This is a genomic window from Robbsia sp. KACC 23696, assembly GCF_039852015.1.
In the GTDB taxonomy this organism is placed as follows: Bacteria; Pseudomonadota; Gammaproteobacteria; order Burkholderiales; family Burkholderiaceae; genus Robbsia.
In genome coordinates this window covers 355,577-382,111 of sequence record NZ_CP156628.1, presented here as the reverse complement: position 1 = coordinate 382,111, position 26,535 = coordinate 355,577, and the positions used below count along the sequence as shown (strand labels likewise).

20 protein-coding genes are annotated in these 26,535 nt (G+C 60.5%); 10 read left to right on the top strand and 10 right to left on the bottom strand.

Annotated features, from left to right (window positions below):
- The first annotated feature begins 176 nt into the window (after positions 1-176).
- The 4 genes from ABEG21_RS23050 to ABEG21_RS23035 all read left to right on the top strand — a co-directional run bounded on the left by ABEG21_RS23050 (position 177) and on the right by ABEG21_RS23035 (position 6,667).
- On the top strand, positions 177-1,523 hold the full coding sequence (locus ABEG21_RS23050) for an MFS transporter (protein ID WP_347558894.1): 1,347 nt from the start codon (positions 177-179) through the stop codon (positions 1,521-1,523).
- 116 nt (positions 1,524-1,639) lie between these two features.
- Positions 1,640-2,380 (top strand): alpha/beta hydrolase, encoded by a 741-nt coding sequence (locus tag ABEG21_RS23045; RefSeq protein ID WP_347558893.1) that lies wholly within the window; start codon positions 1,640-1,642, stop codon positions 2,378-2,380.
- A gap of 354 nt (positions 2,381-2,734) precedes the next feature.
- Positions 2,735-3,616, top strand: coding sequence for a hypothetical protein (locus ABEG21_RS23040; RefSeq protein WP_347558892.1), 882 nt, complete (start codon positions 2,735-2,737; stop codon positions 3,614-3,616).
- Between the two features lie 129 nt (positions 3,617-3,745).
- On the top strand, positions 3,746-6,667 hold the full coding sequence (locus ABEG21_RS23035; RefSeq protein ID WP_347558891.1) for an EAL domain-containing protein: 2,922 nt from the start codon (positions 3,746-3,748) through the stop codon (positions 6,665-6,667).
- A 70-nt stretch (positions 6,668-6,737) separates the two neighbouring features.
- Here the strand turns inward: ABEG21_RS23035 and prpF are convergent, their stop codons facing one another.
- Entirely contained in the window at positions 6,738-7,910 is a 1,173-nt protein-coding gene (prpF, locus tag ABEG21_RS23030) for a 2-methylaconitate cis-trans isomerase PrpF (RefSeq protein WP_347558890.1), read from the bottom strand.
- Between the two features lie 83 nt (positions 7,911-7,993).
- Positions 7,994-10,594 carry a Fe/S-dependent 2-methylisocitrate dehydratase AcnD gene (acnD, locus tag ABEG21_RS23025; protein WP_347558889.1) on the bottom strand — a complete coding sequence of 867 codons (2,601 nt, stop codon included), beginning with the start codon at positions 10,592-10,594 and terminating at the stop codon, positions 7,994-7,996.
- A gap of 171 nt (positions 10,595-10,765) precedes the next feature.
- On the opposite strand from acnD, the gene ABEG21_RS23020 reads away from it, so the two are divergent.
- From ABEG21_RS23020 to ABEG21_RS23005, 4 genes are read left to right on the top strand one after another with little or no spacing between them, the layout of a single operon-like run.
- Positions 10,766-11,800, top strand: a complete 1,035-nt coding sequence (locus tag ABEG21_RS23020) for an ABC transporter substrate-binding protein (RefSeq protein ID WP_347558888.1) — start codon at positions 10,766-10,768, stop codon at positions 11,798-11,800.
- Positions 11,801-11,854: 54 nt separating this feature from the next.
- Entirely contained in the window at positions 11,855-13,147 is a 1,293-nt protein-coding gene (locus ABEG21_RS23015; RefSeq protein ID WP_347558887.1) for an MFS transporter, read from the top strand.
- 51 nt (positions 13,148-13,198) lie between these two features.
- Positions 13,199-13,876, top strand: a complete 678-nt coding sequence (locus ABEG21_RS23010) for a response regulator transcription factor (RefSeq protein ID WP_347558886.1) — start codon at positions 13,199-13,201, stop codon at positions 13,874-13,876.
- Positions 13,866-15,245 carry a sensor histidine kinase N-terminal domain-containing protein gene (locus ABEG21_RS23005; protein ID WP_347558885.1) on the top strand — a complete coding sequence of 460 codons (1,380 nt, stop codon included), beginning with the start codon at positions 13,866-13,868 and terminating at the stop codon, positions 15,243-15,245. Before ABEG21_RS23010 ends, ABEG21_RS23005 begins: the two co-directional genes overlap by 11 nt.
- A 57-nt stretch (positions 15,246-15,302) precedes the next feature.
- Here ABEG21_RS23005 and ABEG21_RS23000 read toward each other — a convergent pair whose 3' ends face one another.
- Together ABEG21_RS23000 and ABEG21_RS22995 are read right to left on the bottom strand one after the other, a co-directional pair.
- A complete protein-coding gene (locus ABEG21_RS23000; protein WP_347558884.1) occupies positions 15,303-15,662 on the bottom strand; it encodes a helix-turn-helix transcriptional regulator in 360 nt (119 codons plus the stop codon).
- Positions 15,663-16,068: 406 nt separating this feature from the next.
- Positions 16,069-16,404, bottom strand: a complete 336-nt coding sequence (locus tag ABEG21_RS22995) for a hypothetical protein (RefSeq protein ID WP_347558883.1) — start codon at positions 16,402-16,404, stop codon at positions 16,069-16,071.
- 460 nt (positions 16,405-16,864) lie between these two features.
- Between ABEG21_RS22995 and ABEG21_RS22990 the strand changes: the two genes are divergently transcribed.
- Positions 16,865-17,641, top strand: a complete 777-nt coding sequence (locus ABEG21_RS22990) for a flagellar brake protein (RefSeq protein WP_347558882.1) — start codon at positions 16,865-16,867, stop codon at positions 17,639-17,641.
- Between the two features lie 52 nt (positions 17,642-17,693).
- Here ABEG21_RS22990 and ABEG21_RS22985 read toward each other — a convergent pair whose 3' ends face one another.
- The 6 genes from ABEG21_RS22985 to ABEG21_RS22960 all read right to left on the bottom strand — a co-directional run bounded on the left by ABEG21_RS22985 (position 17,694) and on the right by ABEG21_RS22960 (position 25,425).
- Positions 17,694-18,638, bottom strand: a complete 945-nt coding sequence (locus ABEG21_RS22985; protein WP_347558881.1) for a succinylglutamate desuccinylase/aspartoacylase family protein — start codon at positions 18,636-18,638, stop codon at positions 17,694-17,696.
- Positions 18,639-18,741: 103 nt separating this feature from the next.
- Entirely contained in the window at positions 18,742-19,914 is a 1,173-nt protein-coding gene (locus tag ABEG21_RS22980; RefSeq protein ID WP_347558880.1) for an FAD-binding oxidoreductase, read from the bottom strand.
- A 51-nt stretch (positions 19,915-19,965) separates the two neighbouring features.
- Positions 19,966-20,853, bottom strand: a complete 888-nt coding sequence (locus tag ABEG21_RS22975; protein ID WP_347558879.1) for an ATP-binding cassette domain-containing protein — start codon at positions 20,851-20,853, stop codon at positions 19,966-19,968.
- Positions 20,850-22,889 (bottom strand): dipeptide/oligopeptide/nickel ABC transporter permease/ATP-binding protein, encoded by a 2,040-nt coding sequence (locus ABEG21_RS22970; protein WP_347558878.1) that lies wholly within the window; start codon positions 22,887-22,889, stop codon positions 20,850-20,852. Before ABEG21_RS22970 ends, ABEG21_RS22975 begins: the two co-directional genes overlap by 4 nt.
- Before the next feature lie 37 nt (positions 22,890-22,926).
- Positions 22,927-23,829 carry an ABC transporter permease gene (locus tag ABEG21_RS22965; protein ID WP_347558877.1) on the bottom strand — a complete coding sequence of 301 codons (903 nt, stop codon included), beginning with the start codon at positions 23,827-23,829 and terminating at the stop codon, positions 22,927-22,929.
- A gap of 51 nt (positions 23,830-23,880) precedes the next feature.
- Positions 23,881-25,425 (bottom strand): ABC transporter substrate-binding protein, encoded by a 1,545-nt coding sequence (locus tag ABEG21_RS22960; protein ID WP_347558876.1) that lies wholly within the window; start codon positions 25,423-25,425, stop codon positions 23,881-23,883.
- Between the two features lie 208 nt (positions 25,426-25,633).
- On the opposite strand from ABEG21_RS22960, the gene ABEG21_RS22955 reads away from it, so the two are divergent.
- Positions 25,634-26,518 (top strand): LysR substrate-binding domain-containing protein, encoded by an 885-nt coding sequence (locus ABEG21_RS22955; protein ID WP_347558875.1) that lies wholly within the window; start codon positions 25,634-25,636, stop codon positions 26,516-26,518.
- Positions 26,519-26,535 lie beyond the last annotated feature (17 nt).

The following is a 26,535-nucleotide window of genomic DNA, read 5'->3' as shown; positions in this document are numbered from 1 at the left end:
CGAAAACTCTCTGTTGGCGATGTGGAACCCGCAAGTATACCGGAGCACGCCGTCTTCATGCCATTGATTTTACAAGGATCTGTTCTATTTTAAGACAGCGCTCGGCATAACTTCGTGGCTTCCGATACACTCCCGGCAAATTCTCGAAATCTGATTCTTTGCACATTCGGAGTCGCGTGGACAGTTTGTCTTCATCGCAGCGCAATTGGGTGATGTCCTGCCTTTTGTTGGGCACCATCCTCAGTTCGCTGGACAGCGCTATTGCGAATATTGCGCTGCCCATTATTTCCCGATCGTTGCAGACCAGCGATTCCGCCGTGGTGCTGGTGGTGAACGCCTACCAGGTCGCCGTGACGGTCTGTCTGCTGCCCGTTGCCGCCTTGGCGGAATCCTTCGGCTTGAAACGCCTTTACGCTAGCGGGCTGGTGATTTTCACCTTAGCGTCGTTGGCATGTGCGTTGTCACCCACCCTCGCGATATTGGTCAGTGCCCGCGCGATGCAAGGCGTAGGCGGCGCTTGCATGGCCGTCACCAGCATGGCGATGATCCGTTCGATCTATCCGCCTCAGCTGTTAGGCCGCGGCTTTGCGTTAATGGCGCTCGCGATTGCCGTTTCCGGTGCGATCGGACCGACGGTCGCGGCGGCGATCCTGTCGATTGCCAGTTGGCATTGGCTGTTTTTGATCAACGTGCCGCTGGGTGCCATCGCCGCACCGGTCTTTCTGGCGCTCGCGCCGGCCGGTGTCCGCCAGAAGCGGGCCTTCGACTTTATCGGGACCCTTCTCAATGCCTTCGCTTTTGGCTTGATCATCGTCGGCGTCGACACGCTCGGTAATGGCCACACGCCCTTGGCGATCGGCGAAATGATCGCGGGCCTGGCCTGCCTCGGACTCCTGGTGCGGCAGCAGATGCATCGGACGGCGCCGCTGTTGCCATTGGATTTAGTCCGCATCCCGGTCTTCGCCCTGTCGATGGGCACGTCGATCTGCTCGTACGCCGCGCAAGTGCTCGCCTATGCCAGTCTGCCGTTTTATTTCGAACGCACGCTGCACCTGAGCGCGGTACAGACCGGATTACTACTGACGCCTTGGCCGATTCTTGTCGCCGTGACGGCCCCTATCGGCGGCCGCCTGATGGTGCGCTATGCGGCTGCCAAGCTGAGCAGCATCGGACTGGCGGTGATGGCCGCCGGCCTTTTCTTATTAGGATGCTTGCCGACCGATCCCTCGCATCTCGATATCGTCTGGCGCATGGCACTCTGCGGCATCGGCTTCGGTCTGTTCCAGACGCCCAACAACACGACCCTGATGACGGCAGGGCCACCAACGCGCAGCGGCGCGGCCAGTGGCATGGCTGCCGTTGCCCGTTACGTCGGCTGGTCCTTCGGGTCTGCCGTAGTCGCGCTGATTTTCTCGTTTGGCGGTTCGAGCCCGACGATTGCCTGCTTGATTACCGGCGCGGTTTTCTCCGTAAGCGGCGCCGTGTTCAGCACCGCGCGGTGGCGACTGCAGACGACGCGCTAGCGCGTTCGCGACGGGCGTGCATTGACGCTGCCCAACGTCGCTACCCCTTTCCGATCCGAGCCGCTTTTGCTATCGTGCCCCCTTCCCTTCGGAGACGTGGTGACGCAGTGAATAAAATGCCCAGGATTCGACTGGCGGAGGGCGACCCGGATGCACCCACGCTGGTGTGTCTGCCAGGTGCCATGTGTTCGCCCGAGGTATTCGCCATGACCGCGCAACGCTCCGGTCTGTCGGCGATCGCCCTTGCCTGGCTCGAAGACGACGGGCCGCATGATCTCGAGGCCATCGCCAGCCGCGTCACCGACGCGATACGCGATCTGTCGTCGGTGATCCTCGTGGGCCATTCGATGGGCACGCCCATCGCGATGCTGACGGCGCTGCAATCCGAGCAAGGCGCCGAGCGGCATCCATCGAAGATCAAGGGCCTGGTCTTATCGAACAGTGGCGCCAATACGCGCGGGCATGGCGATATCACGGCGTTGCTCGATCGCATCCGTGACGACTGGGACCAGCCTTTTTGGGATGCTTTCATGGCGCGCTGTTTTCATACGCTGCCGTCATCGCCCTTGCTGGAAGCGGTCAGACACTATCCAAGCCGACTTCGCCAACAGGCCGTTATCGATGTCCTGCAAAGTCAGCGGCAAATCGACTTCGTGCCCTTGCTACCCCAATTGGCGGACAAACGCATCGCCGTGGTCCACGGCAAGCACGACCAGGCGCGTACGATCGATCATGCGCGTGAATTAGCCGAAGGCATTCCCGGCGCCACGCTGCACGTCTTCGACACCGGCCATACTTCCTGCGCCGAAGATCCGGATCGGTTTGCCGAGGTGCTAGGGGCAATGGCCGCTCGCTAGCGGGATGTCATCGCTGTTCCCGCGATTTTCCCAGCCGGGACGTTTTACGCGACACCACGTGCCGCGCTGATGTCGCCACGCTAAGCGCAAAGCGGCATTTTCTTTCATATTGCTTTCTACTGCAGGCGAGATCGATAGCGCGGATGGGCCATCGGGCCGGCATCACCGCGCGATCCATTTCCAGACATCCCCTTGCGGGCTTCCCGCCCTCCGCGAGAGGGTGTCGGCGGCCCCCGCTCGCACCGCCCTTCCCCTTTCCCTCATCGTGCTTCCAGCGTGATTTTGCTGACCGAAAGCCGCTTACATCCCATGCTTTAAATACTGCCCGCCAGCGCTATCAACGCCTTTGCGTTCATGCGAACCTTGTTTTGTCGTCTTTCTATCGATCGACTGTATCGAGAGGCGACGCTTTGTCTGTTAATTACTCACGAGGTTTGTATGGACCGCATCGAAGCAGTTGTCTTGAATCAAAACACCGGTTTTACACCGTTGGATGCCCTTGTCGACCAACGGAGGGTAAAGCTATCCGAACGATTGCCGTTTACCGTGAAAGTAGTGAGTTCCGACGCCGAATTGGAAAAGGCCGTGCACATGCGTCGCGCTGCATATGGACGGCATTTGCCGGAGTTTGCCGAATCCATGGGGGTGGAAGCGTTGGATAGCGCCCCGGGCACCGTCGTGTTGCTTGCGCAGTCCCGTCTTGATGGCGGGCCGCTCGGCACCATGCGGGTTCAAACAAATACGTTCGGACCCCTGGCGATGGAACAGTCAGTGCAGTTGCCAGACTGGCTCACTGGCACGCGGATGGCCGAGGCGACACGGCTCGGCGTGGCCCGCGGCACGATCGGTAGACTGGTGAAAGTCGCACTTTGCAAAGCGTATTACACGTACTGCGCGCAGAACGACATCGACTGGATGCTGATCACGGCGCGTTCGCCGCTCGATCGGGAATATGAAGCCATGCTGTTCAACGACGTCTATGAACAAAATGCCTTCATCCCGATGACGCACGTGGGTGGCATGCCGCACCGCGTGATGGCAAAGCCGGTGGCAACGGTCCGGCAGCGTTGGGCACAAGTCAACCATCCCTTCTTCGGTTTCTTTTTCGAGACAGATCATCAGGACATCGATGTCACCGTTGCCGCAACACCCGCGGCAACGAGATTAATGGCGACGGACGGCACTACACTGTTGCCTAGCCCGTCCAGCGAAGCGATTTCGTTGAGCGCGGCGTAAAACACCTGTCCGCTCGCTGCATTTCGAGCGGACAATACACCGGCGGTCGATTGGGTTCGCGCCCATCGATCGCCGGCGCGTAGAGCATCGTTATGCATTTGAGAATGAAGCCATTGGGAAGCGCAGCAAATGACGAGCGTTAAGTGGGCATTCCGGGACAGGCTGACCGGTTGGGCATTTCACCGGTTCTCTGTTTTCGTTGCGCCGTTTGTGATTGTGCTGGGTAGCGTGGTGGTCATGCTCTGCCTGCCGCGTCAGTTCGATACCAAGGGGACGGTGACGCTCAGCTTTCCCGTGCTCGCGGATCCGTCTGCGAGCCTGACGGCAGCGGACGCCTTCGCACGCCTCCAGAACACGGCTGCCACCACCCGATTCAGCACCCATCTCGCCGAAACACCGTTTTGGTTCCTGCTTTCGGTGCCAGTGGTCGCCGACAAGGTGCCGTTTCTCGAATTACCGTCGCGTCACGCCCAGACCATCACGTGCTGGCAGACCGACGCCGATTTTCATCTGCTCGGCAAGGGCGACCGCTACGGCACCAGTGGCGTGATACGGCCGAACAAAGCCGGTTTCGTCGTTCAACTTGGCGAACAGACGCAGGTCGATCGCGTGCTATGCCGCGGGACCTTTTCCGGCCCGGCCTACATCAGCGCCATCGCACTCACCGCAACACAGCTAAGCGAAACGACGCTCGACTTCCAGGAAAGTGCCTCGCTGATTACCGGCGGCCTGCTGACCCTGGCGATATTCGTGTTCGTCACCGCGATCATCAATCGCGAATGGACCTATGTCATCTTTGCCGCCTGGTTGATCGGCAACCTGCGATTGAGCGCCAATGCCATCGGCTTCGATACCGAGTGGATGGGCCGCGCCCTCCCGCCCGAGCATATGGCCTTCATCCGCGAATTCTCTTTCGCGGCCTATTACGTCCTCACCACCACGCTGTTTATCGCGCTATTCCGGCTCGAACTGAAGACCATCGGTCCGCGCTGGATTCTGAACATTGTCCGTTATGGCGGCTGCGCGTTGATGCTCGCCGCCTTCCTGCTCGACTACGCGCATTTCGTCCCTGTGTTATGGGTCTGTGCGAGTTTCTGCATCATCGTCCTGACCTACTTCCTCGTGCAACTGGTCGTGAAGGTACGATCGCGCACGGTGCTCTGGTATGTCGCATCGATGGCGGTCGTATTGATCGGCACGCTGTCCGAGGTCTTTGCCGCGGCCTTCGGCCTGAAATCGCTCGCCGGGGCCCACAGCCCCGTCGTGACGGCGCTGTCGTCGAGCATGCTATGCGCCTTTGCCATCGCCGAGCGCATGCGCGAAGATCGCGAGCGCCGTCGGCAGATGCAGGTCGCTTTGCGCAATACCTATGACGTGACGCCCATCGGGCTGTTTACGCTGGACCAGGACGGCTGTTTTGTTCGCGCGAATCCGGCCGCGCACAGCATGCTTGGTCTGCCGTTGCAACAGTTCGAAGCGCATCGCTGGGCCGCCTACTTCGCCGGCAATGCCGCGGCAACGCTCGCCGGGCTGCTCGAACGTAACGACGCGTCGTCGATCGAAATCGACGGTATCGCCGGCACCGAGACTGGCGCACGACGCTATTCCTTACGCGCGATCCGCGCGAACGGCTTTATCGAAGGCTCGCTCGAAGATGTCACCGAGCGGTCGAAGGCGGTCACGCGGCTGCACTTTCTCGCGGAGCACGACTCGCTCACAGGGCTATTGAATCGCCCCGGCATCGAGCGCGCCATCGAAGCGCAGGCCGCGCTGCCCGGCACCTGGGCGCTCGCCTATCTCGATCTGGATCGCTTTAAAATATTCAACGATCTGTTCGGCCATGGCACCGGCGATCAGATACTGCGCCACGTCGCCGCACACTTGGTGAAGCACCTGGGCGTCGACGTGCCGATCGGCCGGATAGGCGGGGACGAATTCGTCTGCGTGCTTGCCGATATGTCCGTCGATGCCGCCACCGAGCGGTGTCGCGAAGTCGTCATGGCATTGAACTCGGCGCCGTTCAGCGTCGATCGTCGCGCGTTCCAGGTCAGGGGATCCATCGGCGTGGTCGAGTGTTCGCACGGCGATCGGGTGCCGGATGCACTGGCCTATGCCGATCGTGCCTGCCGCTCCGCTAAACGCGGCGGCAATGCCCGCCTTGTGGTTCTGCGTAAGGGCGCGCCGGCTTTCGAGGAACGGGCGGCCGAAATCGCGTTGATCGAGCAACTCGGCAACAGTCGCTTGCCCGAGGGTCTCTTCCTTGTCATGCAACCGATCATGTCGATGCTGGCGCCCACGCAGACGCTCGACTTCGAGGTCCTGCTGCGCCTACGCGCCCCGGATGGCTCGGTCACCACCGCCGCCAAGTTGATCGCCGCCGCCGAGGACTCCGGCAATATCATCGCCATCGACCGCTGGGTGCTAACCACGACGCTAGACTGGTTGAGCGCGAATCGCCACGTTCTCGTCAATACGAACTTTGTCTGCGTCAATCTCAGTGCGGGCTCGCTCAATGACGAAGAATTCCTCGACGAGTTGTTCGCCCTCCTGTCTCGCCACGAAGAGATCATTCATTTCCTTTGCCTCGAAATCACGGAAAGCGTGGCACTGCACGATCTGGAGCATACCGAGCGGTTTATTTCGCGCGTACACGATATGGGCGCGAAGATCGCCATCGACGATTTCGGGGCCGGCCAGACCTCGCTGCGATATCTTAAAATGCTATCCGCCGATGCGCTGAAAATCGACGGCGAGTTCGTGCGGACCATGTGCAACCATCCGGCCGACGTCGCCATCGTCGAAGCGATCATCGCACTGGCGCGAAACCTGGGCATGCGCAGCATCGCCGAATGGGTCGAGGATTTCGAGACGCTGCGTGCCTTGCAGGAAATGGGCGTCGACTATGTCCAGGGATTCGTGATTGCAAAACCTCAAGACGCCGACGACATACTCACGGCCACCTCCTCGGCCAGCTTCCTGACCAATGCCGAAGTAACGAATTATTTGATTGGACAGCAGGCCAGGACAGACGGCTTCAGCGGTCTGCTGTGATTTGTCTGCCTGCCCGCCAGCCGGGACGGCGACGGCTGAAGAGGTCGCCGCACGCCGCGGCGTCACGCGGCTAGGCCAGCGGCACGCGTACATAGCCTTCCATCAACACCCGCGCGCTACGGCTGACACTGACTTTTTTCACGGTCCATTCGCCCGCTATGTGTTCGCTTTCCGCCCCCACGAGCAGGCTTCCGGACGGATGTCCGAACCGTATCTGATGCCGCACGCCGCCACCCGCCGCGCGATTCACCAAGGTCCCTTCGATCGAGGCGGCCGCGCCGATCGCCACCGCCACTGTGCCCATCATCGCGTGGTGCAGCTTGCCCATCGACATCGCCCGTACCGATAAGTCGATATCCCCGGCACCGATGGGCGCGCCGCTCGACGATGTGTAATCGGTTGGCCGCGCGACAAACGCCACCTTCGGCGTATGCTGCCGCGTGCCGATCTGATCTGCATGCGCGATCAGCCCCATACGGACGGCGCCCGCCGCACGGATGGTTTCGAGCATCGCGAGCGCATGATCGTCACCGTTGACGCTGTCCTGCAACTCCGTCCCGGAAAAGCCGATTTCCTCGGCGTTCACGAAGATCGTCGGAATACCCGCATTGATCATCGTCGCCTTGATCGTGCCGATCCCCGGCACAGCCAGATCGTCGACGACCTGCCCGGTAGGGAACATGCCGCCCTCGTCCGCCGCCGGGTCGACGAACTCGAGCCGAACCTCCGCTGCCGGGAATGCCACGCCATCCAGGGAAAATTCGCCTAGCTCCCGGACGACGCCATCGCACATCGGCACGTGGGAAACGATCGTCTTACCGATATTCGCCTGCCAGATATGGACCGTGCTCGTCCCATTTTGAGAAAGGCGTTCACGATCGACCAAGCCATTGGACACGGCAAAGGGCCCTACCGCGGCGGACAGGTTGCCGCAATTCCCGGTCCAATCGATAAAGGGCCGATCGATCGACACCTGCCCGAACAGATAATCGACATCGTGACCGGCCCGCGCGCTTTTACCGACGATCACCACCTTGCTGGTGCTCGATGTGGCCGCGCCCATGCCGTCGATCTGCTTTCCATACGGGTCCGGGCTCCCGATCACGCGCATCAGAAAAGCATCCCGGGCGGCACCCGGGGTGCGTGCGTCGGGCGGCAAATCCTCGAGAAGGAAAAAGACGCCTTTACTGGTGCCGCCCCGCATATAGGTGGCGGCGACCCTGCTCTGAGGCACATATCCCATGATCGGGTGATCCTTATGACAGTGAACGTATCGGTAAATATCGCCGCGGCTTCCACCGCGTCAGACGCCTGGGCCAACGGCGATCAATGCGCGCCAGCCACTTCACCACGCAGAAAATCGCTTGCAAACCGTTGCAGCACGCCGCCCGCCTCATAGATCGACGCCTCCTCGGCGGTATCGATTCGACAGAGGACATCGATCTCGACGCGCGTGCCGTCGGCGCGATCGATGCGAAGGCAAACCGTACCACGTGGACGCGGCGTGCCGATTACCGCGAACGTCTCGCGCCCGTCCAGCTGCAACGTATGCCGCGTCACCCCTGGGGCGAACGCAAGGGGCAACACGCCCATTCCAATCAGATTCGTGCGATGGATACGCTCGAATCCCTCGGCCACGATGACTTCGACGCCCGCGAGCCGTACCCCTTTCGCGGCCCAGTCCCGCGAAGATCCTTGCCCATAGTCCGCCCCCGCGATGACGATCAGCGGTTGGCCCCGCGCCATATAGGTTTCAATCGCTTCCCACATGCGCATCACGGTGCCGTCGGGCTCGACGCGGGCCAGCGAGCCGGTCTGGATATCGCCGTTCACCCGCGCCATCTCGTTGCGTAAGGTGGGATTCGCGAACGTCGCGCGCTGCGCGCTCAAATGATCACCCCGATGCGTCGCATACGAGTTGAAGTCCGCTTCCTGCAAACCCATCTTAGCGAGATACTCGCCGGAAGCACTGTTCGCCGAAATGGCATTGGACGGCGAAAGATGATCGGTCGTGATGTTGTCGCCGAGTAACGCCAACGGTCGCATCCCCGTCAGCGTCCGCTTGCCCGCCAAGGCGCCTTCCCAATATGGCGGTCGCCGGATATAGGTACTGGCGGGGCGCCAATCGTAAAGCGCTTGCACGCGCTTGCCGTCATCCACCGCGATTGCAAACATCGGATCGTACACAGTGCGGAACTGCGTTGGTTTGACATACGCCGCGACACAGGCATCGATCTCTTCGTCGGACGGCCAGATATCGTCGAGCCGTACGTCGCGCCCTGTCGCATCGCGACCCAGCACATCCTTTTCGATATCGAAGCGAATCGTGCCGGCAATGCTGTAAGCGACTACCAAAGCCGGCGAGGCGAGGAAGGCCTGTTTCGCATTTGGATGGATTCGCCCATCGAAATTGCGATTCCCCGACAGTACCGCGGTCGTGAAAAGATCGCGTGTCTCGATTTCTTCTCGAATAGCCGGATCCAAAGCACCGGACATACCATTGCACGAGGTACAGGCATACGCCACCACGCCGAAACCCAAGGCCTCCAGCGCCTGCAGCAAGCCGGCCTCCTGCAAGTACAGCGTGACCGCCTTGGATCCGGGCGCCAGCGAGGTCTTCGTCCAAGGCTTGCGCATCAAGCCTAGTCGATTCGCATTGCGGGCAAGCAGGCCGGCAGCCATCATGTTCCGTGGGTTATTCGTGTTCGTGCAACTCGTGATCGCCGCGATGATGACCGCCCCGTCGGGCATCAGGCCAGGGATATCGTCGACCGGGCCGCTGATGCCGCGCTCCGCCAGACGTGACGTGGGCAAATACGCATGCGGATTGGACGGCCCGGCAATCGAACGCACCACGGACGATAGATCGAACGCCAGCACCCTATCGTATTCGACTTCCTGCAAGGTATCGGCCCACAGTCCGGCTTGCTTCGCATAGCGCTCGACCAAGGCGACCAAAGCGCTATCGCGACCCGTCATCGTCAAATATCGGGTCGTCTGCTCGTCGATGTAGAACATGGCCGCCGTCGCACCGAACTCCGGTGCCATATTGGCAATGGTCGCGCGATCGCTCAAGGTCAAAGTGGCAACGCCCGCGCCATGAAATTCGAGATACGACGAAACCACCTTCTCTCTGCGGAGAAAGGCCGTCAAGGCCAACACCGTGTCCGTCGCCGAGATACCGGGGCCGACACGCCCGGTCAATCGTACGCCCACGATTTCCGGCAGGCGCATCCAGCACGCGCGCCCGAGCATCACGCTTTCCGCCTCCAGGCCGCCCACACCGATCGCCAGCACACCGAGTGCGTCCACCATCGGCGTGTGCGAATCGGTGCCGACGAGCGAGTCGGGAAAGGCGACGCCATCCTGCACCTGCACTACCGGGCTCATCCGCTCCAGATTGATTTGATGCAGGATGCCGTTGCCCGGTGGAATCACCTCGACATTGTGGAAAGCGCGCTTGCTCCAGTCGATAAAATCAAACCGATCTTCATTGCGCTGATCTTCGATCGCGCGGTTTTTCGCGAACGCATCGGGATCGAAGCCGCCGCACTCGACTGCCAGCGAATGGTCCACAACCAATTGCGTCGGTACGACCGGGTTTACCAGTGCGGGATCGCCTCCCTGCTGCGCGATGGCGTCCCGCAGGCCGGCCAGATCGACGAGCGCGGTTTGTCCCAAAATATCGTGGCAGACGACGCGCACAGGAAACCACGGAAAATCCGCATCCTGCCGACGCGCGATAAGCTGCATCAAGGCCGCGTGTATCTGCTCCGGGTCGCACCGTCTTACGAGGTTTTCGGCGAGGACCCGAGAGGTATAGGGAAGGCGGTCGAACGCGCCGCCCTGAATCGCATCGACGGCCGACCGCGCGTCGAAAAAATCAAAGTCGCTGCCGACAAGACGCTTACGATTTTTAATATTCACGGCGGATGGCATCCCGGAGGTTGGAAAGAACGCAAAGTCTACGTCGCTTTTTCACTGCCCAACTCCCAGGGTTAACGACGACGTTTTTCCGCTCGGCGGGAAAGCATATGGAAGGCTTTTAGTTCTTATACTGTCTCCATAAATCCAAGAAATACAACGAGACACGTATTCATGCCGCGATTTTCCCGACCGAAGAAGGGTGCGTTGGCCGGCTTCGCCTTGTCGCTGGCCATGACGCTGGCCTTGTCGCTCGCATCGTCGTTCGCCCAGGCCGACACGCTGACGTTGATGACGGCCGGCAAATCGAAATTCATTTACATGCCGCTGGTCCTTGCGGCATCGCTCGGCTATTTTCGCGACGAAGGACTCGATGTCAAAATCCTGTCGCAACAAGCCGGCATCGATTCGACCACCGAGTTGCTGAGCGACGCCGTGCAAGGCGCCGCCGGCTTCTACGATCACACGATCGATCTCCAGACGCGCGGCGTCGGCCTGGTGTCGCTCGTCGTTTTCGCGCAGAGTGCGGGACTGGTGGAGCTGGCCTCCGCGCGCACCGATTTGCACAGCATGTCCGGCATCGCCGGCAAGCAGCTCGGCGTTACCGGTCTGGGTTCGTCCACCTACTTCATCACGCGCTATATCGCATCGCGCGCCGGGGTGCCGTCGAAAAACTACACGATCGTGCCGATCGGCTCCCCCGACAAATTCATATCGGCTTTCCGGGAAGGTCGGCTCGATGCGGCGCTGATCGAGGAGCCGGCTGCGACGCAACTTATCGCCGAGAGCGGCGCGACGGTGCTGGCCGATCTGCGAAGCGTCGAAGGCAGCCGGAGCGTATTCGGCGGCAACTATGCCGGCGCCTGCCTGTACGTTCGTCGCGAATGGCTCGAATCGCATCACGCTCAGGCGCAGAAGCTCGTCACGGCCCTGGTGCGTTCCCTGCATTACATCGCCAGCCACGATGCCGCGACGATCGCCGCGCATCTTCCACAGGATTCCGACCGGCCCGCGAATGCGCTTTATCTCGATGCGCTGCGCCGTTCGATTCCGATGTTCGTCGTCGACGGAAGAATGCCCGAAGGTGCGCCGGAGACGGTTCTGAAGCTGCTTACAAGCAACAACACCGCGATCGACCCGCGCCACGTCGACTTGTCCGAGACCTATACCAATGCCTTCGTCGATCAGGCATCGGCAACCCTGCATTGACGCATCGCTTTCCTGTTGCACACACCCGATTACAGTTGAAGGACGGTATACGCCATGTCTAGTCACGCCCATCGCGCCGGTGATTCTCCGGCAAAAGCAGTGCTCCGCGTGGTCAGCGGAAACTTTTTGGAGATGTATGACTTCACCGTCTACGGGTATTACGCCTCGGCCATCGCGAAAACCTACTTCCCGAATGGCAATGAATTCGCCTCCTTGATGCTGGCCTTGTCAGTGTTCGGCGTGGGCTTCCTGGTGCGCCCCATCGGCGCCGTGATCCTGGGTGCCTACATCGACCATCACGGCCGGCGTAAAGGGCTGATCCTGACGCTCTCGCTGATGGCGATCGGCACCGCCTTCGTGGCCTTTGTCCCGAGTTACGCAACGATCGGCCTGCTTGCGCCCGTCCTGGTCTTGATCGGGCGACTATTACAAGGCTTCTCCGCCGGCGTCGAACTGGGCGGCGTGTCCGTCTACCTCTCGGAAATCGCCACGAAAGGCAATAAAGGCTTTTATTGCGCCTGGCAATCGGGCAGTCAACAGGTCGCCGTCATTTTCGCGGCGTTGCTCGGTGTGATCCTGAGCCAAGTCATGTCGCCCGAGCAACTGGGCAGCTGGGGTTGGCGCGTGCCGTTCCTGATCGGTTGCCTGATCGTCCCGTTCGTCGTCTATATTCGCCGCTCGCTGCGTGAAACGGAGGCGTTTTCCTCGCGCTCGCATCATCCCAGCATTCGGGAAATCATTGCGTCGATGGGCCAGCATTGGCGCTTGATCCTGGCCGGCATGGGCTTGGTCACGATGACGACGGTCGCCTTCTACTTCATCACCGTCTATACGCCGACGTACGGACGCGCCGTCCTGAAATTGTCGACCGTCGACGTCATGTGGGTCACCGTGTGCGTCGGTCTGTCCAATTTCATCTGGCTGCCGATTTCAGGCGCCGTATCGGATCGGGTGGGTCGTCGCCCGGTGTTGCTGGTCTTCACGATTCTCGCGATCGTCACGGCCTATCCCACTATTCAGTGGCTCGTCGCGCAACCGTCGTTCACCCGTCTGTTGATGGTCGAACTGTGGTTGTCCTTCTTGTACGGCTGGTATAACGGTGCCATGGTGGTCGCACTCACCGAAGTAATGCCGATGAGCGTGCGCACGACCGGCTTCTCGATTGCATACAGCCTCGCATCGGCGCTCGGCGGTTTCACGCCGTCGATTGCTACCGCGCTAATTCAAAGTACCGGCAATAAAGCCTCACCAGGAATCTGGTTGAGCTGCGCCGCGGCGTGCGGCCTGGTCGCCACCCTCGTGCTCTATCGTTCGGCGGCGGCGCGTGCACAGTGGAAAGTCGCGTAATGCGAAATCCGGGCTACACTTTGGGCAGATAATCCCGGGCGGATGGAAAGCATGAAAGTCTTGTTGGTGGAGGATAACGAGCAACTCGCGCATTGGATCGCGCGCATCCTGCAGGATGATGGTTTTCTGCTCGATCAGGTGCGCGATGGCGAAAACGCCGATCTGATGCTGCGTACCAACCACTACGATGTGGTGTTGCTCGACCTCAACCTGCCGGGATTTTCAGGAAAGGCCGTGCTTCGTCGCCTGCGTGAAAGAGGCGATGCCACGCCCGTACTGATCTTGACCGCCACCGGCTCGGTCGATGAAAAGGTGGTCTGCCTGACGGCCGGTGCCGACGACTACGTGGTCAAACCGTTCGATTCCCGTGAACTGGTTGCTCGGGTCAAGGTGTTGGTCAGGCGACAATTGCCATCGCGAGCGAACGTTGTCCACTGCGGCGACCTGGCGTATAACCTGGACACGCGCCAATTTACCGTAGACGCCCAGGCACTGGCGCTGCGCCCGAAGGAACATGCGGTACTCGAAACGCTGATCCTCAAAGCCGGAAAAACCGTCTCGAAATCGGCGCTCGCCGCCTCGCTTGGCGACGCGACGTCGCACACGACAGAAGACGCCATCGAAATCTACGTCTCCCGCGTCCGCAAGAAGCTGGAACACAGCGCGGCGACGATCATCACGCTGCGAGGCCTGGGCTATTTGCTGCAGGCTGGCGACGATGAGGAATAGCCTGCGTCTGCGGTTGTTATTGTGGCTGCTCTTCCCGCTAACGGTCTATGTCGCCGCCGCGGGATTTATGGGATACGGCAACGCACAGCGAACGGCAACGCTGATCCAGGACAACGCCTTGCTGTCTTCCGCCAAAGTCATGAGCGGCGATGTGAAATGGGAAGGCGAGACGCTCCGGGCCGATATCTCACCGAGTGCCATCGAAATACTGAGTACCCCGGCCGGCGACTCGGTGTATTTTCGCATCGGCGTGATAGACGGCGCATCGATCGCCGGTACCTCTGAACTGCCGCAGCGTACCCCGGTGTCCTCTCCGACTTGGTACGACACCGTTGTCGAAGGCCAGTCCGTCCGTGCGGTGAGCATCATCCGCACCATGTACGACGCCGGCATCAAGCAGCGCGTGCTTATATCGGTGGGACGCACGCAAATGGATCGCGATGCGACGGCAGCGCGCTTCTGGCAACCGCGCTTGCTGAACTTGATGGAGATCGTGGGCATCGCTATTGTCCTGATGTGCGTGGGGCTCACCTTCGAACTCCGGCAATTGATGGCATTGACGAACGATCTGCGCGATCGCGCGCCCGATACGCTAACGCCGCTCTCGACCGCTCGGTTGCAAACCGAGCTGCGACCCATCGTCGATGCCATCAATCAATGCATCTCCCGCATTGCGCTGCAAACGGCGATGCAGCGACGCTTTATCGCGCATTCGGCGCATCAATTGAGAACACCGCTTACGCTATTGGGCGCGCAGCTGCAGTATGCGCGGCGCAGCGACGACCCGGCCGTCGTCAAGGAAACGCTACGCGCGATACATGAAAGTCATCGCTCACTTGTGTCCCTGACCAATCAGTTGCTGATGCTCGCGCAAGCGGAGTCGGCAGACTATGATCAATTCGATGGCGAACGCGTTGACTTGTGCGAGCTATCGACCACGACGATCGAGCAATTGGCCCTGCATGCACAGCGTCGCGGCATTCATCTGGCGGCGCAGCTCTGCCAGGACGCCCTTGTACTGGGTAACCCGCGACTGCTGTCCATCATGATTTTTAATCTGATGGATAACGCCATTCGTTACACGCCACGGGAGGGACAGGTGACGTTGTCGATCGAAAAGCGGGACGAGAGCCTGGCTTTGACAATCAGCGATGACGGACCCGGCATCGCACCCGACATGCGCGAGCGTGTCTTCGAGCCATTTTTCAGGATATCGACCGAAGAAGGTTCCGGGCTGGGCCTCGCCATCGTCCGCGAGATCGTCCGCGCGCATCGGGGTCAGATCGTGCTGGCGGCAGCCGCGCAAGGGACCGGACTGTGCGCCGAGGTGACATTCCTGGCTTTATCGCGCAATGGCGACGTAACGTAGTGAGGATCATCAGCGCGGATTTCACCGCGCGATGATCAAAACAATCCGACATCCGCCCTACGCACGTCGAAAGTCGCCAGCACTCGAACGCATCGCCACCGAATTCTCAAGTGCTGAATCTAAAGTGTTCATGTCGCAACCGAGCGCTGTGCAAAACAACCGCATCGTTTCGCGCTTCATATCCGAACGCGCACCTGATTCGTACAAAGAGATATTCGACTGCTTCTGCCCTACCAATTGGGCTAATTGCACTTGCGTAAGCCCGGCACTCATACGTAATGAGGTGAGCGTTGCGCGACCGTCACCATCTGTCGCCAGCGGAGCAAGTTCCTGACCAGTGGATGCCAACACCGCTTTGAATAACGGGTCGGCGTCACCCAGCTCGGACATCAGTGCCGCGATTTCATCAAATGACACATCGTCGCTCGAGGAGACGCCAGCGAGCGACGATGTGTCACCGCCGCCCTCTTGGTTCGACGCCGATCCACCGCCCGGTTTGCAATCGCGTGATCTTAGTGTGTCCATTCTCGATCCTCGTAACGACGTTTTAGTTCATTCAACGTGCTCAGGAGATAAGCCACGTCTCTATGAAACACGCCCAAGACCTGAAAAACGGCGGTCTGCCCCCTGGACATTCGCTGAGCGTAAAAAAACCGATATCGATCGGCTGGGCTATTGCGCAAGTCGCGGGGGTATAGTGATCCAAAACGGTTCGTACGATCGTTTTTTGGGCGCTTCTGGCATTTTCGATAGTAAAACCAGAGGCTTTCTTGGTTACTGCCGCACTACCTGCGAGATTCACCCACAGGTCAACTCCCCATCCCTACGGCGCGCAGCGGGACACGATGTCGTTGAACGCGTCGCTCGACAGCTTGTCATCCTTGGGTTTCGAGTGACGCACCGATACGCGGGTGCCGCGCTCCTGATCGGCGATATCGATCAAATAATAGTTTCGATAGCCATAGCCGTCGTAACCGCCCAGCGTGAGCCGCGTGACACCCGGCTCGATTTCCGGGAAATTCCCGACATCGCTTCCGAAACGCGATAAGGCGTCGGAGACGCAACGTGCCACCTGGTCACGCGTCCGCAACGTATTCAGTTGAAAAGAGACCGGTGCCTTTTGCAGCTCGTCGAATGTGCCGCCATTGCAGCCGGCCAAGATCAATGCTAAACCGCTTAGAAGGCAAGGCTTCCAAAATATCGCACGCGTCATGCTTCGCAATTCAAAAAATGAAAACGCCATCATACGCTGGTGGCAGCTTGCATTTGCGTAAGGATAATAATGGGTAATACGATAGCGCGGCCACCTTGGGCCAAGGCGCGCGATCGCGCCACCTAGCGTCAAAGGATCATTGCCACAGCACTGAACAGTCCTATTCGTGCCGTAACAAGTAGCCGGCCGTTACGTAGCACACCCTCGCACATCGGGCTCATTTCGCCCCGTCACAGCGAGTGCAGCGTTCCGGGAACCCCCGTTCCCTAAGGCGCCCCGGCCTTTTTCACATCACTGGCACGCTCTATGCATTATCCGGTTCAACCGATGATGGGCTCGCCGTACGCCTCCGCTTCTCCCGGAAACGACGTTCTCACGGATCGATCACGTAACAACGGATATCACGATGGCTCCCGCCCTTGCTACTGCCGCCGCCGAATCAGAAGTCGATGTTTCCGCGCTGACCGCCGATGCCGCGTACTGGCAACATCATCCGTTGCAGATCGCGATGTGTCTGCGCAATCTGATATCACATCATGATCGCGTGACCGTGACCTTCGACGACGATTGCCAATATACCTTGTGCATACTCGATGTGGACTCTCGCAAAGGGCGCTTCACCTTCGACGTCAGTAATGTCGATGCCGATAACGCCACTTTGCTGAAATGCGACGAACTGTCGTTCTCCAGTTTGCCCGGCACGATTCGGACGCAATTCAAGACGAACGGCGCGATCAAGGTCCGCTTCGACGAACGCCCGGCATTCGAAACCGACTTCCCCTCTGCCTTGTATTTCGCGCAACGGCGTGAACACTTCCGCGTGCACACGCCCACGATCGAGCCCTACATCGCCTATGGCGTCGCACCGGACGGCGAGCGTTTTCAGACCGAACTTTACGATATGTCCTTAGGCGGGATCGCGCTGCGCGTCTCGGAAAAACGCTTCGGCGAATGGGTGCTCGGGACCCAACTGCCGAAAGTGGAAATGCATCTGGGACACTTTGGCGCCGTAACCGTCGATCTTGAAATCATGTCGCCGCGCTGCATGACGACGCCCAAAGGCGAAACGCAGTACATCGTCGGCTGCCGTTTCCTGGATCGCCCGGCCGCGGCGGAACGGCTGTTGCAACGCGTGATCATGCAGCTCGAAACCAGCCGTCAGGCAGCCGCCCTGCGGTCTTGAACGCCGAAGCGCGACGCATCGCGTCGCTACCAATCCGCACAACACACGCCTGCTATGCGCGCTGTCGCGGAGTACCGTTATTGCCGATCAACTCGCCTTTCCGGACAAAGACCTTGGACGTGAGGCGCACGATATAGCCCGTCATCGGGCTCTGTATCGCCTCCGTCGGATAGGATCCATCCACCGCATGCAAATGGGCGACAACCTGTCCTTGCTCGACGAAATCATGCAGTTCGACCGCATGTTCGACAAGCCCGGCGCGGGGGGCCAGCCACTGGTTTTCAGGACCGGCGTCGAAATGGATGCACGGGCCGATGTCGACCGACGTCGCTGCCGCCATCGGTGACGTCAATACGCCATAGGCGGCCATTCCGCGCAAAAGATTCTGATACATCGTCTCCACCTCGGTGCCCAGCAACCGCGAACCGCCGCCGCCCTCGATTTCCACCGATGCGATGCCGGCGGCCAACGCCACGCCACACGAGGTGCTGGCCACCGGCGTGACATGCTGAACGTAGCGATAGCCCCACGCCTCCATCACGCGATTCAGCTCGGCGTCGCTCATGCCGCATTCCGGTGAGGTAAAACCGAAAATCATCGGCAATACCGTGCAGCCGGCACCGCCCGCATGGACATCGATCAGAAACGTACACACGGGAAAGATCTGCTCGGTCAGAAACGCGGAAAGCCGCTGCGTGATCGTCCCGGACGGATCCCCAGGGAATTCCCGATTCATGTTTTGTCCGTCTTCCACCGAAACCCGCTTGCCCGCATGCGCCGCCGGATAGTTCAGAGAGGGGATGATGATCACGCGCCCCAGCACGTCCTTTGCTTCCAAGACACGCGCCAATCGACGCAACACCAACTGCGCCTCGTATTCGTCCCCGTGAATCCCTCCGGTCAACACCACGCTGGGGCCCTCGCCCCGATTGATACACACCACCTCGTCCGTCGTTGCGCGATCGTCGTTGGGGAAGATCTCGCTGAAGGTATACACGTGCTTTCCTTCCCGAGTCGGATCGAATCTTGTAGTACTGCTCATATTGTTAGCATTCCTATTTTTACCGCAATAAACCTGTCTTTTCAATGTCGATACCGGATTACATCGCGGGCTTCAAGAAGCGACTGGGTGCGAACGGCGCCAAGGCCTCCGGCTTTTTACCGCTCAGCACCCATTCCGTGAAGTAGTGGGTAAATCCCAGCGAGATCGCAAAACCGTGTCCGCTCCAGGCATAGCCATAGATCGTATTGGACAAGGCGACCGATTGTTCGATGATCGGGATACCGTCGAGCGCGACCGTATCGGTGCGTGACGCGTCTACCTTGATAAAACTGGATGCTTCGAGAAAGGGCAAGGTGGCGATCGAATCGGTGAGATTCACAGCGGTCGCGCTCAAGGAACCCACCATCTTATTGTCGCCGACATGACTGACGCTGACCCCGCCCGATAGCATGATGGTGCCATCCGGAATCTGCTTGACCGCAAGGCGCCGATGCGCGTGCGACAGTAGATGATGAATCTTGCGCCCCTCGGGATTACTGACATACATCATCTGCGGCATGATGTTCCATACCGGCGCGGGTTCCTGAGGCGTGAATATCGGCTTCATCAACTGCTTCACGCCGGCATTCGCGAGAATGATCAGCTTGCTGCCGACCGTTATCGTCTCGCCGCTGTCCAGCTTCACGCCATTGGCCTCACCCCCGCGATGAAGAATCTCGCTGACCTTGGCCCCGGTGCGAATCACCGCACCCGCCTTCCGCGCTTCTTTGGCGAACTGCTGGGTGGCAAAGGTATGGTCACCCACGCCGTCGTTTCGGCAATACATCGACCATTTGACGCCCGAGAACATTTCCGGCTCTTTATCCAGCGTTGCCTCGCGAGAAAGGATCTCGGTCGGGACCCCCATCTCGTTCTGAATATCGGTCATCGCCTGCATGCGCCCATACACTTCGTGCTCCCGATGCCCGTACGGCACATCGAACGCTTGCAAACCGCCGATGCGACGATAGCCGACGCCGCCCTCGAATGTCGATTGAAACGTTCTCCAGCGATCCAGCGCCAAGGCCGCAATAGGTAGCTCGCGGATATCGCGGCGGTTGGCGCGCACGCCTCGCTCTCCCGGGCCGCCCGACGCACCGGATGCGATTTCGCTCGCTTCCAGCAACATGACCTGCTTGCCCGCCTTCGCTAGCGCATAGGCCAGACTCGCCCCGTAAATGCCGCCGCCGACGATAACGATATCGGATCCGTTCATTGCTTCCGTGCTCATGATATTTCCTCGCTACGCAGAAAAATACAACGCTAAAGGGGTCAGCCGCGCTTACGACGCCGCCGAAGAAGAATGAAAGCCGCCACCCGGTACCGACGACAATAAGTGCTTGGTATAGGCATGCTGCGGGTCGTAACAGACCTGCAGCGCATCGCCCTGCTCGACGAATTTTCCGTGACGCATAACGCCCACCGCATCGGCCATGTGGGCGACCAGAGAAAGATCGTGCGTGATCATGATGTAAGTCAGGCCGAACTCTTGCTGCAGGCTGACCAACAGATTGATGATCTGCGCCTGCACCGATACGTCGAGCGCACTCACGGGCTCGTCAAGCACGAGGACATCGGGTTCGCACAGCAGCGCCCGGGCGATGGCAACCCGCTGTCGTTGACCGCCCGACAACTGATGCGGAAAACGCGGCAGGAATGCCGGCCCCAGACCGACGCGCCGCAGCACCGCTTCGATGCGCTCGCGCTGCGGCTCGACGCCGGGATGCAAGCGATGCACGATCAAGGCCTCTTTCATGATCGCGTAGATATTCATACGCGGATCGAGCGAAGCGCGCGGGTCTTGCAATACCATTTGCACATGCCGCCGAAAACTGCGCAACGCAGCGGGCGCCTGCGTCGATAGCTGGACGCCATCGACAAATACCTCGCCCGACGTGGGGCGATGCAGTCCAACGATCAGTCGTGCCAGGGAGCTTTTGCCGGATCCCGATTCGCCTACGATTGCAAAGCAGCGCCCGGCCGCCACGTCGAAAGAGACGCCGTCCACCGCGCGAACGATGCCGAAATCGGTCGCGCCAGCACGACGCTTGCTCGCCAGGAATTGCGTCAGCCAACTCGATGCCACCGGGTAATGCAAGGCGGCATCGTCGACACGAATCACCGGCGAGGCGGCATCGATTACCGCAGGCTGTCTGGACGTCGTGCTCATAGCCACTCCTCTGCAAAATGACACGCCACCGCGCGTTCGTCCACACGCCGCAGCACCGGCACGTGCGTCACACACTCGGGGCGATCGCGACACACGCCGCAACGCGCTTGAAACGCGCAACCAGTGGGCAAGGCGTCGAGTGCGGGCGCCTCGCCTTGAATCGACGCGAGATGCCGCGACGCCCCATCGTTCGACGTGGCGCCCGTCACGCGCGGCTCGGGCGCCGGGCTGGACGCCTTCAGCGCCCGTGTATAGGGATGCAGCGGCCGGTCGAATACGCGATCCACCGGACCCTGCTCGACGAAGCGGCCCGCGTACATCACCGCGACCTGGTCGGCATATTGATGGACCAGCCGTAAATCGTGCGTGACCAGAACGATGGCAAGCCCGCTGGCGCGCTGTCGCTCCCGCAGCAACGTCAGAATCTGACGCTGGATCGTGACATCGAGCGCGCTGGTAGGTTCATCGGCGAGCAGCAGCCCCGGGCGCTGCGCCAACGCCATCGCGATCACGATGCGTTGCTTCATCCCTCCGGAAAACGCATGGGGATACATCGCCAAACGCGTTTCCGGCGCCGTGATGCCTACCTCCCGCAACAGCGTGATGGCCTGGACGCGCGCCTCGCCGCGGTCGATGTGGGTGCCATGTCGAATCGCTTCGATCAACTGCGCGCCAATCGTCACCACCGGATTCAGGGCACTCCCGGGATCTTGAAATACAAAGCCCATGGCCTTCTGGCGTATCGACGACAGCGCTTTTCGAGACAATGCCGTCACCTCGACATTGCCGATACGGATCGAACCCGCCGTCACCTTCGCTTGGCCCTGCGGCAACAACGTGGCCGCCGCCCGCAGGAAAGTGCTCTTGCCAGAGCCCGATTCCCCCACCACGGCTAGGGTGCCCCCTGGCGCAACGTCGAGACTGATGCCACGGACGGCAGTCAGCGGTCCGCGCGGGGTCGTGAATGCGATATGTAGATCGCGCACCGATAAGGCGGCGTTCGCACGCGGGACATGAACTGCACTGTCCGTGCGCGGCGCGGCCGCGCCGTCATCGCGCGTTTCGACATCGCGCATCGTCCCTTTCTTGAACCAGCCCGCAAACGCCTTCCGCCGTGCAATCTTGACTGCCGTGGGGTCGTAGACGTTTCGCAAGGCTTCGCCGAACAGGTTGAAGGCCAAGGCGGCGAAGGCCAATAGGAGGCCGGGAAAGGCCGAGAGATACGGCTGCGTCGTGATATACGATCGGCTCTCGCCGAGCATCGCGCCCCATTCGGGCGCAGGCGGCTGGACACCGAGGCCGAGAAATCCCAAGCCCGACGCGGTCAGCAACGTGGAGGCAAACAGCAAACTCGACAACGTCAGCAAGATGCCGGCGATGTTCGGCACGATATGCCGCAGCACGATGCGCAACGGGCCGCAACCCAGCGTGCGGCTGCCTTCGATATACGGTTCCGCCAGCGTGCTCAAGGTCACCGCCCGCGCCGTGCGCGTATAGACCGGTACCGACACTAGCCCCACGGCAATGATGACATTCTGCGTATCCGCACCCAGCAACGCGACGATCGCCAGCGCGAAGATAATGTCGGGAAAGCTCAGCATCACATCCGCGGCACGCATGATCAGGCTGTCCACCCAGCCACCGCGATAGCCGGCGACGATGCCGAGCGGTACGCCGATCACGAGTGCGATCAACACGCCGCCCACACCCACGCCCATCGAGGGCGCGGCGCCGGTCAGCACGCGGCTGAACATATCGCGTCCCAATTGATCCGTGCCGAACCAATGCGCCAGAGAGGGTCCGTGAAGCGTTTGCGTGAAGCTTTGGGCATACGGGTCCTGCGGCGCCACCCACGGCCCGGCGATCGCAAGCAAAGCGTAGAAGCAGATCAGGACGAGTCCGATCGCCCCTTTCGGTTGCCCGACGATGTCGCGCAAGCGCCCCCAGCGCGGGAGCACCGCGACTGCGTCGCGCGTCCGTCCCGAGGATAGCGGGATCGATTTACCGGATTTCAGCGCTTTGATCGTAACGGTCATCGTTCTCCATCCTTTCCATGTCGAGAGACAAGCGCATTCATCGCGTGCGGGGATCGAGCCATTGCGTGGCCAGATCCGTCAGCAGATTGATGATGATGAAAAACACGGCGAACATCAGGATCGTGTATTGAATGACCGGATAGTCGTCGCCGCTGACCGCATCGACTAGCAAGCGACCGACGCCGGGAATGCCGAAGACCGTCTCGGTCACCACGGCACCGCCCAGCATCGCGCCGAACTGCACGCCCGCCACGGTCACGGCGGCGACCAAGGCATTGCGCAGCGCGTGTTTCACGATCACGGCCCATTCGGGCAAGCCTTTGGCGCGCGCCGCATCGAGGTAGTCGCGCCCCACCACTTCCAGCAAACTGGCCGATATGAGCCGACTGAACATCGCTGCGGGACGTGTGGCCACCACGAGAATCGGCAAGACGAAATGCATTGGGGTGGACGCCCCCGCTGCCGGCAGCCATCCGAGCGTCACCGCGAACAGCCAGATGCAAAGCAGGGCCAGCCAGTAGATCGGCATCGACACGCCGGCCAAGGTCACGGCCGTGATCGCCGCATCGAGCCAACCGCCTTGCCACAAGGCGCTGATCACACCGGTGCTGACGCCGATGAGCATGCCGACCAGCAAACCGCCCACGGCGATCGCGATCGTGTTCGGCAATCGGTCTCGAATTTCTTGCACCACCGGCCGACTGGTCAGAAACGACGTGGCCAGCGACGGCGTGTACAGCCCTTCTAAAAAGCGCCCGTAGCGCTGAAGCGGTGGCGCATCGAGACCGAGTTTGTCGCGAATCAATTGCACGTCCGCATTCGATGCCATCGGGCCGGCCAGCAGCCGTGCCGGATCACCAGGCATCATATTCGCAAACGAGAACACCAATAGCGAGACGACCAACAAGGTGACACACGACGCGAAAAGACGTTTCAGCATGAGTATGTCGACTCCGATAGCAGCGGTTCACCAGGATGGCGATCACACGGCTTATAGATGAATGTGATCGAAATCGATGACTTCATCCGGGCGTGCCTGGAAACCCTTGATGGACTTCGCGACGCCGAACGCTTGTTTTTGATACCAGAGGAAGAGGAAAGGCTGCGCATCCCAAATACGCTTCTGGATCTCGGCGTAAATCGGCGTCTGCTCGGCCACCGTGGTCGTCGTACGCCCCTGCGCTAGCAGCTTGTCCACCGTGGGGTCGTCGAAGCCGGTACGATTCGAGTCGACATTGCTGTGGAACAGCCGATACAAGGTGTAATCCATCCCGGCCGTGCCGCGACCGACCATCCCCATATTGTCGCGACGGGCCGCCGGTGGCGTGTTCACCACCGCCGACCAGGTGGGCCGATCGACGATATTCGCCTTCGCTTTGATGCCGATCGCGGAAAACGATCCCTGCAAGGCCTGGCATATCGCCGCGTCCTTGATATAGCGACCGGTCGGGCATGTCAGCGTCAAGGCCAACTGGTTCGGCCGATAACCGGCCGCCTTCAGCAAAGCCTGGGCTTTTTGCGGATCGAATGGAATTTCCGGGAAGGTGGCGCGCAGGTCGTCCTGCGTGCCCGGGCCGGGCATGCCGACCGACGGCGTCCCGAGGCCACCCAAAATGCCTTGAATCATGCCCTTGCGATCGACGGCCAGGTTCAACGCCTCGCGCACCCGAGGATCCTTCAGCGGGCCCGTCAGCACCATCTCCATATTGATCGAGAACATGCTGGGCAGCATGACGGCCGAGGCATTCGGCAGCTTATTGATCGTAGGCAGGGCTTCCGCCGGCACCCGCTCGGCCAATTGCACATCGCCGGTCTGGAGCAAGGCCATGCGCGCGCCGTCCTCCGGCGCCACGACGAATTGAATCGATTGCAGTGTTGCCGGGTGATCTCCCTGATATTTGGGATTGGGCACCAGCTTATAGCCCTCCCCGCCGATGAAATTCTCGACCAGATACGGTCCGCTTCCCACCGGTTTGCGCCCGTATTCGGCCCCGATCTGTTGGGCCACCTTGACGTCGACGATATCGGCGGGGTCGCTTGCCAATAGCGTCAGCAGATGGCCGTTCTTCGCAGGCAGGTGAAACACGACGGTGTCGTTACCCACCGCTTCCGCCTGACCCAGCGTGGCGTAGAGCCCGCGATAGACCGATGCCACCTTCGGATCGGCGAGCCGATTGAACGACGCGACGACAGCCGCGGCGTCGAGCGGATCGCCATTGCTGAACGTCCGGCCCGTCACGATCTTGACGGTAAAGGTCAGTCCATCAGGCGAGAACTGCGCGTCGGTGGCCAGGTCCTTCTGGATGGCATTGTGGCCGTCGAGGCGATACAGGCCGTCGAAGACGAGGCGCTGGATCGTGGAACCGGCCGGCAGGTCATTGGCGACCGGATCGAACGTGGAGGCCCCGGTGCTGAGCGCGACACGGATGGCCCCGTGCGGGGCCGGCAGCGGTGTCTGCGCATGGGCAGGCGGCATGCCGAAACACAGGCCGGCAATCGACGCGGCAATCAGGGACTTCGGGCAAAACTGCTTCACAGGCTGCTCCACATTGAGTACGGAAAGACTGATCGTCCGATCCGCCGTAACACGCGCGTGGCGACTGACACACGTCGCCCGCGCGGCGCGCACGGGTGGTACAAAAGAAGGCGTTGCCGTGTTACCGATGCGGGAATATTGATAGGCGCTAAAATCGACGTCAAATTCAGAAAATTCGAGGGTCGATAGCCTTCGGTTATATCGCTCAATGAACTTTCGCCAGACTGAGGTCTTCAAAGCCATCATGGAAACGGGGTCCGTCACACAAGCCGCCGCGCGTCTGTGTGTCTCGCAACCGTCGATCAGCAAGTCTTTACAGGCGCTGGAGCAGGATCTTCATGTTCAGCTGTTCGAACGTACCGCGCGCGGCCTGGTGGCCACGGTAGAGGCCCACAGCCTGTACGAGGAGGTCGAACGCGCCTACGGCGGAATCACGAGTTTGTCTCGCTATGCCGCGGGGTTGCGGCATATGAAGCATGCACGGCTGGTGGTCAGCTCGATCACGGTGCTGGCCATGCAATGGTTGCCCCGCGTGGTATCACGCTTCGTCGCGGATTATCCGCAGACCAATCTGACCGTGCAGTCGTGGGATTCGAGCCGCACGGCGCAGATGGTCGCCGAAGGCCAGATCGATTTCGGCATCGCGCAATCGAAAGTCAACGAACAATCGGTGGGACGGCTGAAGCTTTTCGAGATCGAAACGGTATGTGTGCTGCCACGCGACCATCGCCTCGCGGGGGCGACGTTCGTGGAAGCGGAGGACCTGCGGGGCGAGACCTTGGTATTGCTTTCGACAAACGACGAGATACGCGTCCAGTTGGAAAAGATCCTGCACGACCGCGACATCCCCGTTACCTCGTTCATCGACGCGACGCTCGGAGTGACGCTCTGCGCCTTGATCGAGCATGGCTGTGGCATAGGCGTCGTCGATACCGAAACCGCGCGCTTGTATGCCAATGATCGACTGGTCTTTCGGCCGTTCAAACCGGCGATCCAGATGTCGGTTTATTTGATGCGCACCACGGCGCGCGCGCCTTCCGCGATTGCCAGCACATTCCAAGAGTATGTTTTGGAAGAAGCGCGAAAACGATAGGTGTCGGCGGCATGGCG

What these genes read in the sequence shown, in the direction of transcription:
- ABEG21_RS22980 (WP_347558880.1), bottom strand. Translation starts at nt 19,914, where the DNA reads ATGAGCACGGAAGCAATGAACGGATCCGATATCGTTATCGTCGGCGGC.
- ABEG21_RS22955 (WP_347558875.1), top strand. Translation starts at nt 25,634, where the DNA reads ATGAACTTTCGCCAGACTGAGGTCTTCAAAGCCATCATGGAAACGGGG.
- ABEG21_RS23040 (WP_347558892.1), top strand. Translation starts at nt 2,735, where the DNA reads ATGCGAACCTTGTTTTGTCGTCTTTCTATCGATCGACTGTATCGAGAG.
- ABEG21_RS23005 (WP_347558885.1), top strand. Translation starts at nt 13,866, where the DNA reads ATGAGGAATAGCCTGCGTCTGCGGTTGTTATTGTGGCTGCTCTTCCCG.
- prpF (WP_347558890.1), bottom strand. Translation starts at nt 7,910, where the DNA reads ATGGGATATGTGCCTCAGAGCAGGGTCGCCGCCACCTATATGCGGGGC.
- ABEG21_RS23015 (WP_347558887.1), top strand. Translation starts at nt 11,855, where the DNA reads ATGTCTAGTCACGCCCATCGCGCCGGTGATTCTCCGGCAAAAGCAGTG.
- ABEG21_RS23020 (WP_347558888.1), top strand. Translation starts at nt 10,766, where the DNA reads ATGCCGCGATTTTCCCGACCGAAGAAGGGTGCGTTGGCCGGCTTCGCC.
- ABEG21_RS23010 (WP_347558886.1), top strand. Translation starts at nt 13,199, where the DNA reads ATGAAAGTCTTGTTGGTGGAGGATAACGAGCAACTCGCGCATTGGATC.
- ABEG21_RS22970 (WP_347558878.1), bottom strand. Translation starts at nt 22,889, where the DNA reads ATGACCGTTACGATCAAAGCGCTGAAATCCGGTAAATCGATCCCGCTA.
- ABEG21_RS23035 (WP_347558891.1), top strand. Translation starts at nt 3,746, where the DNA reads ATGACGAGCGTTAAGTGGGCATTCCGGGACAGGCTGACCGGTTGGGCA.
- ABEG21_RS22990 (WP_347558882.1), top strand. Translation starts at nt 16,865, where the DNA reads ATGGCTCCCGCCCTTGCTACTGCCGCCGCCGAATCAGAAGTCGATGTT.
- ABEG21_RS23045 (WP_347558893.1), top strand. Translation starts at nt 1,640, where the DNA reads ATGCCCAGGATTCGACTGGCGGAGGGCGACCCGGATGCACCCACGCTG.
- ABEG21_RS22975 (WP_347558879.1), bottom strand. Translation starts at nt 20,853, where the DNA reads ATGAGCACGACGTCCAGACAGCCTGCGGTAATCGATGCCGCCTCGCCG.
- ABEG21_RS22965 (WP_347558877.1), bottom strand. Translation starts at nt 23,829, where the DNA reads ATGCTGAAACGTCTTTTCGCGTCGTGTGTCACCTTGTTGGTCGTCTCG.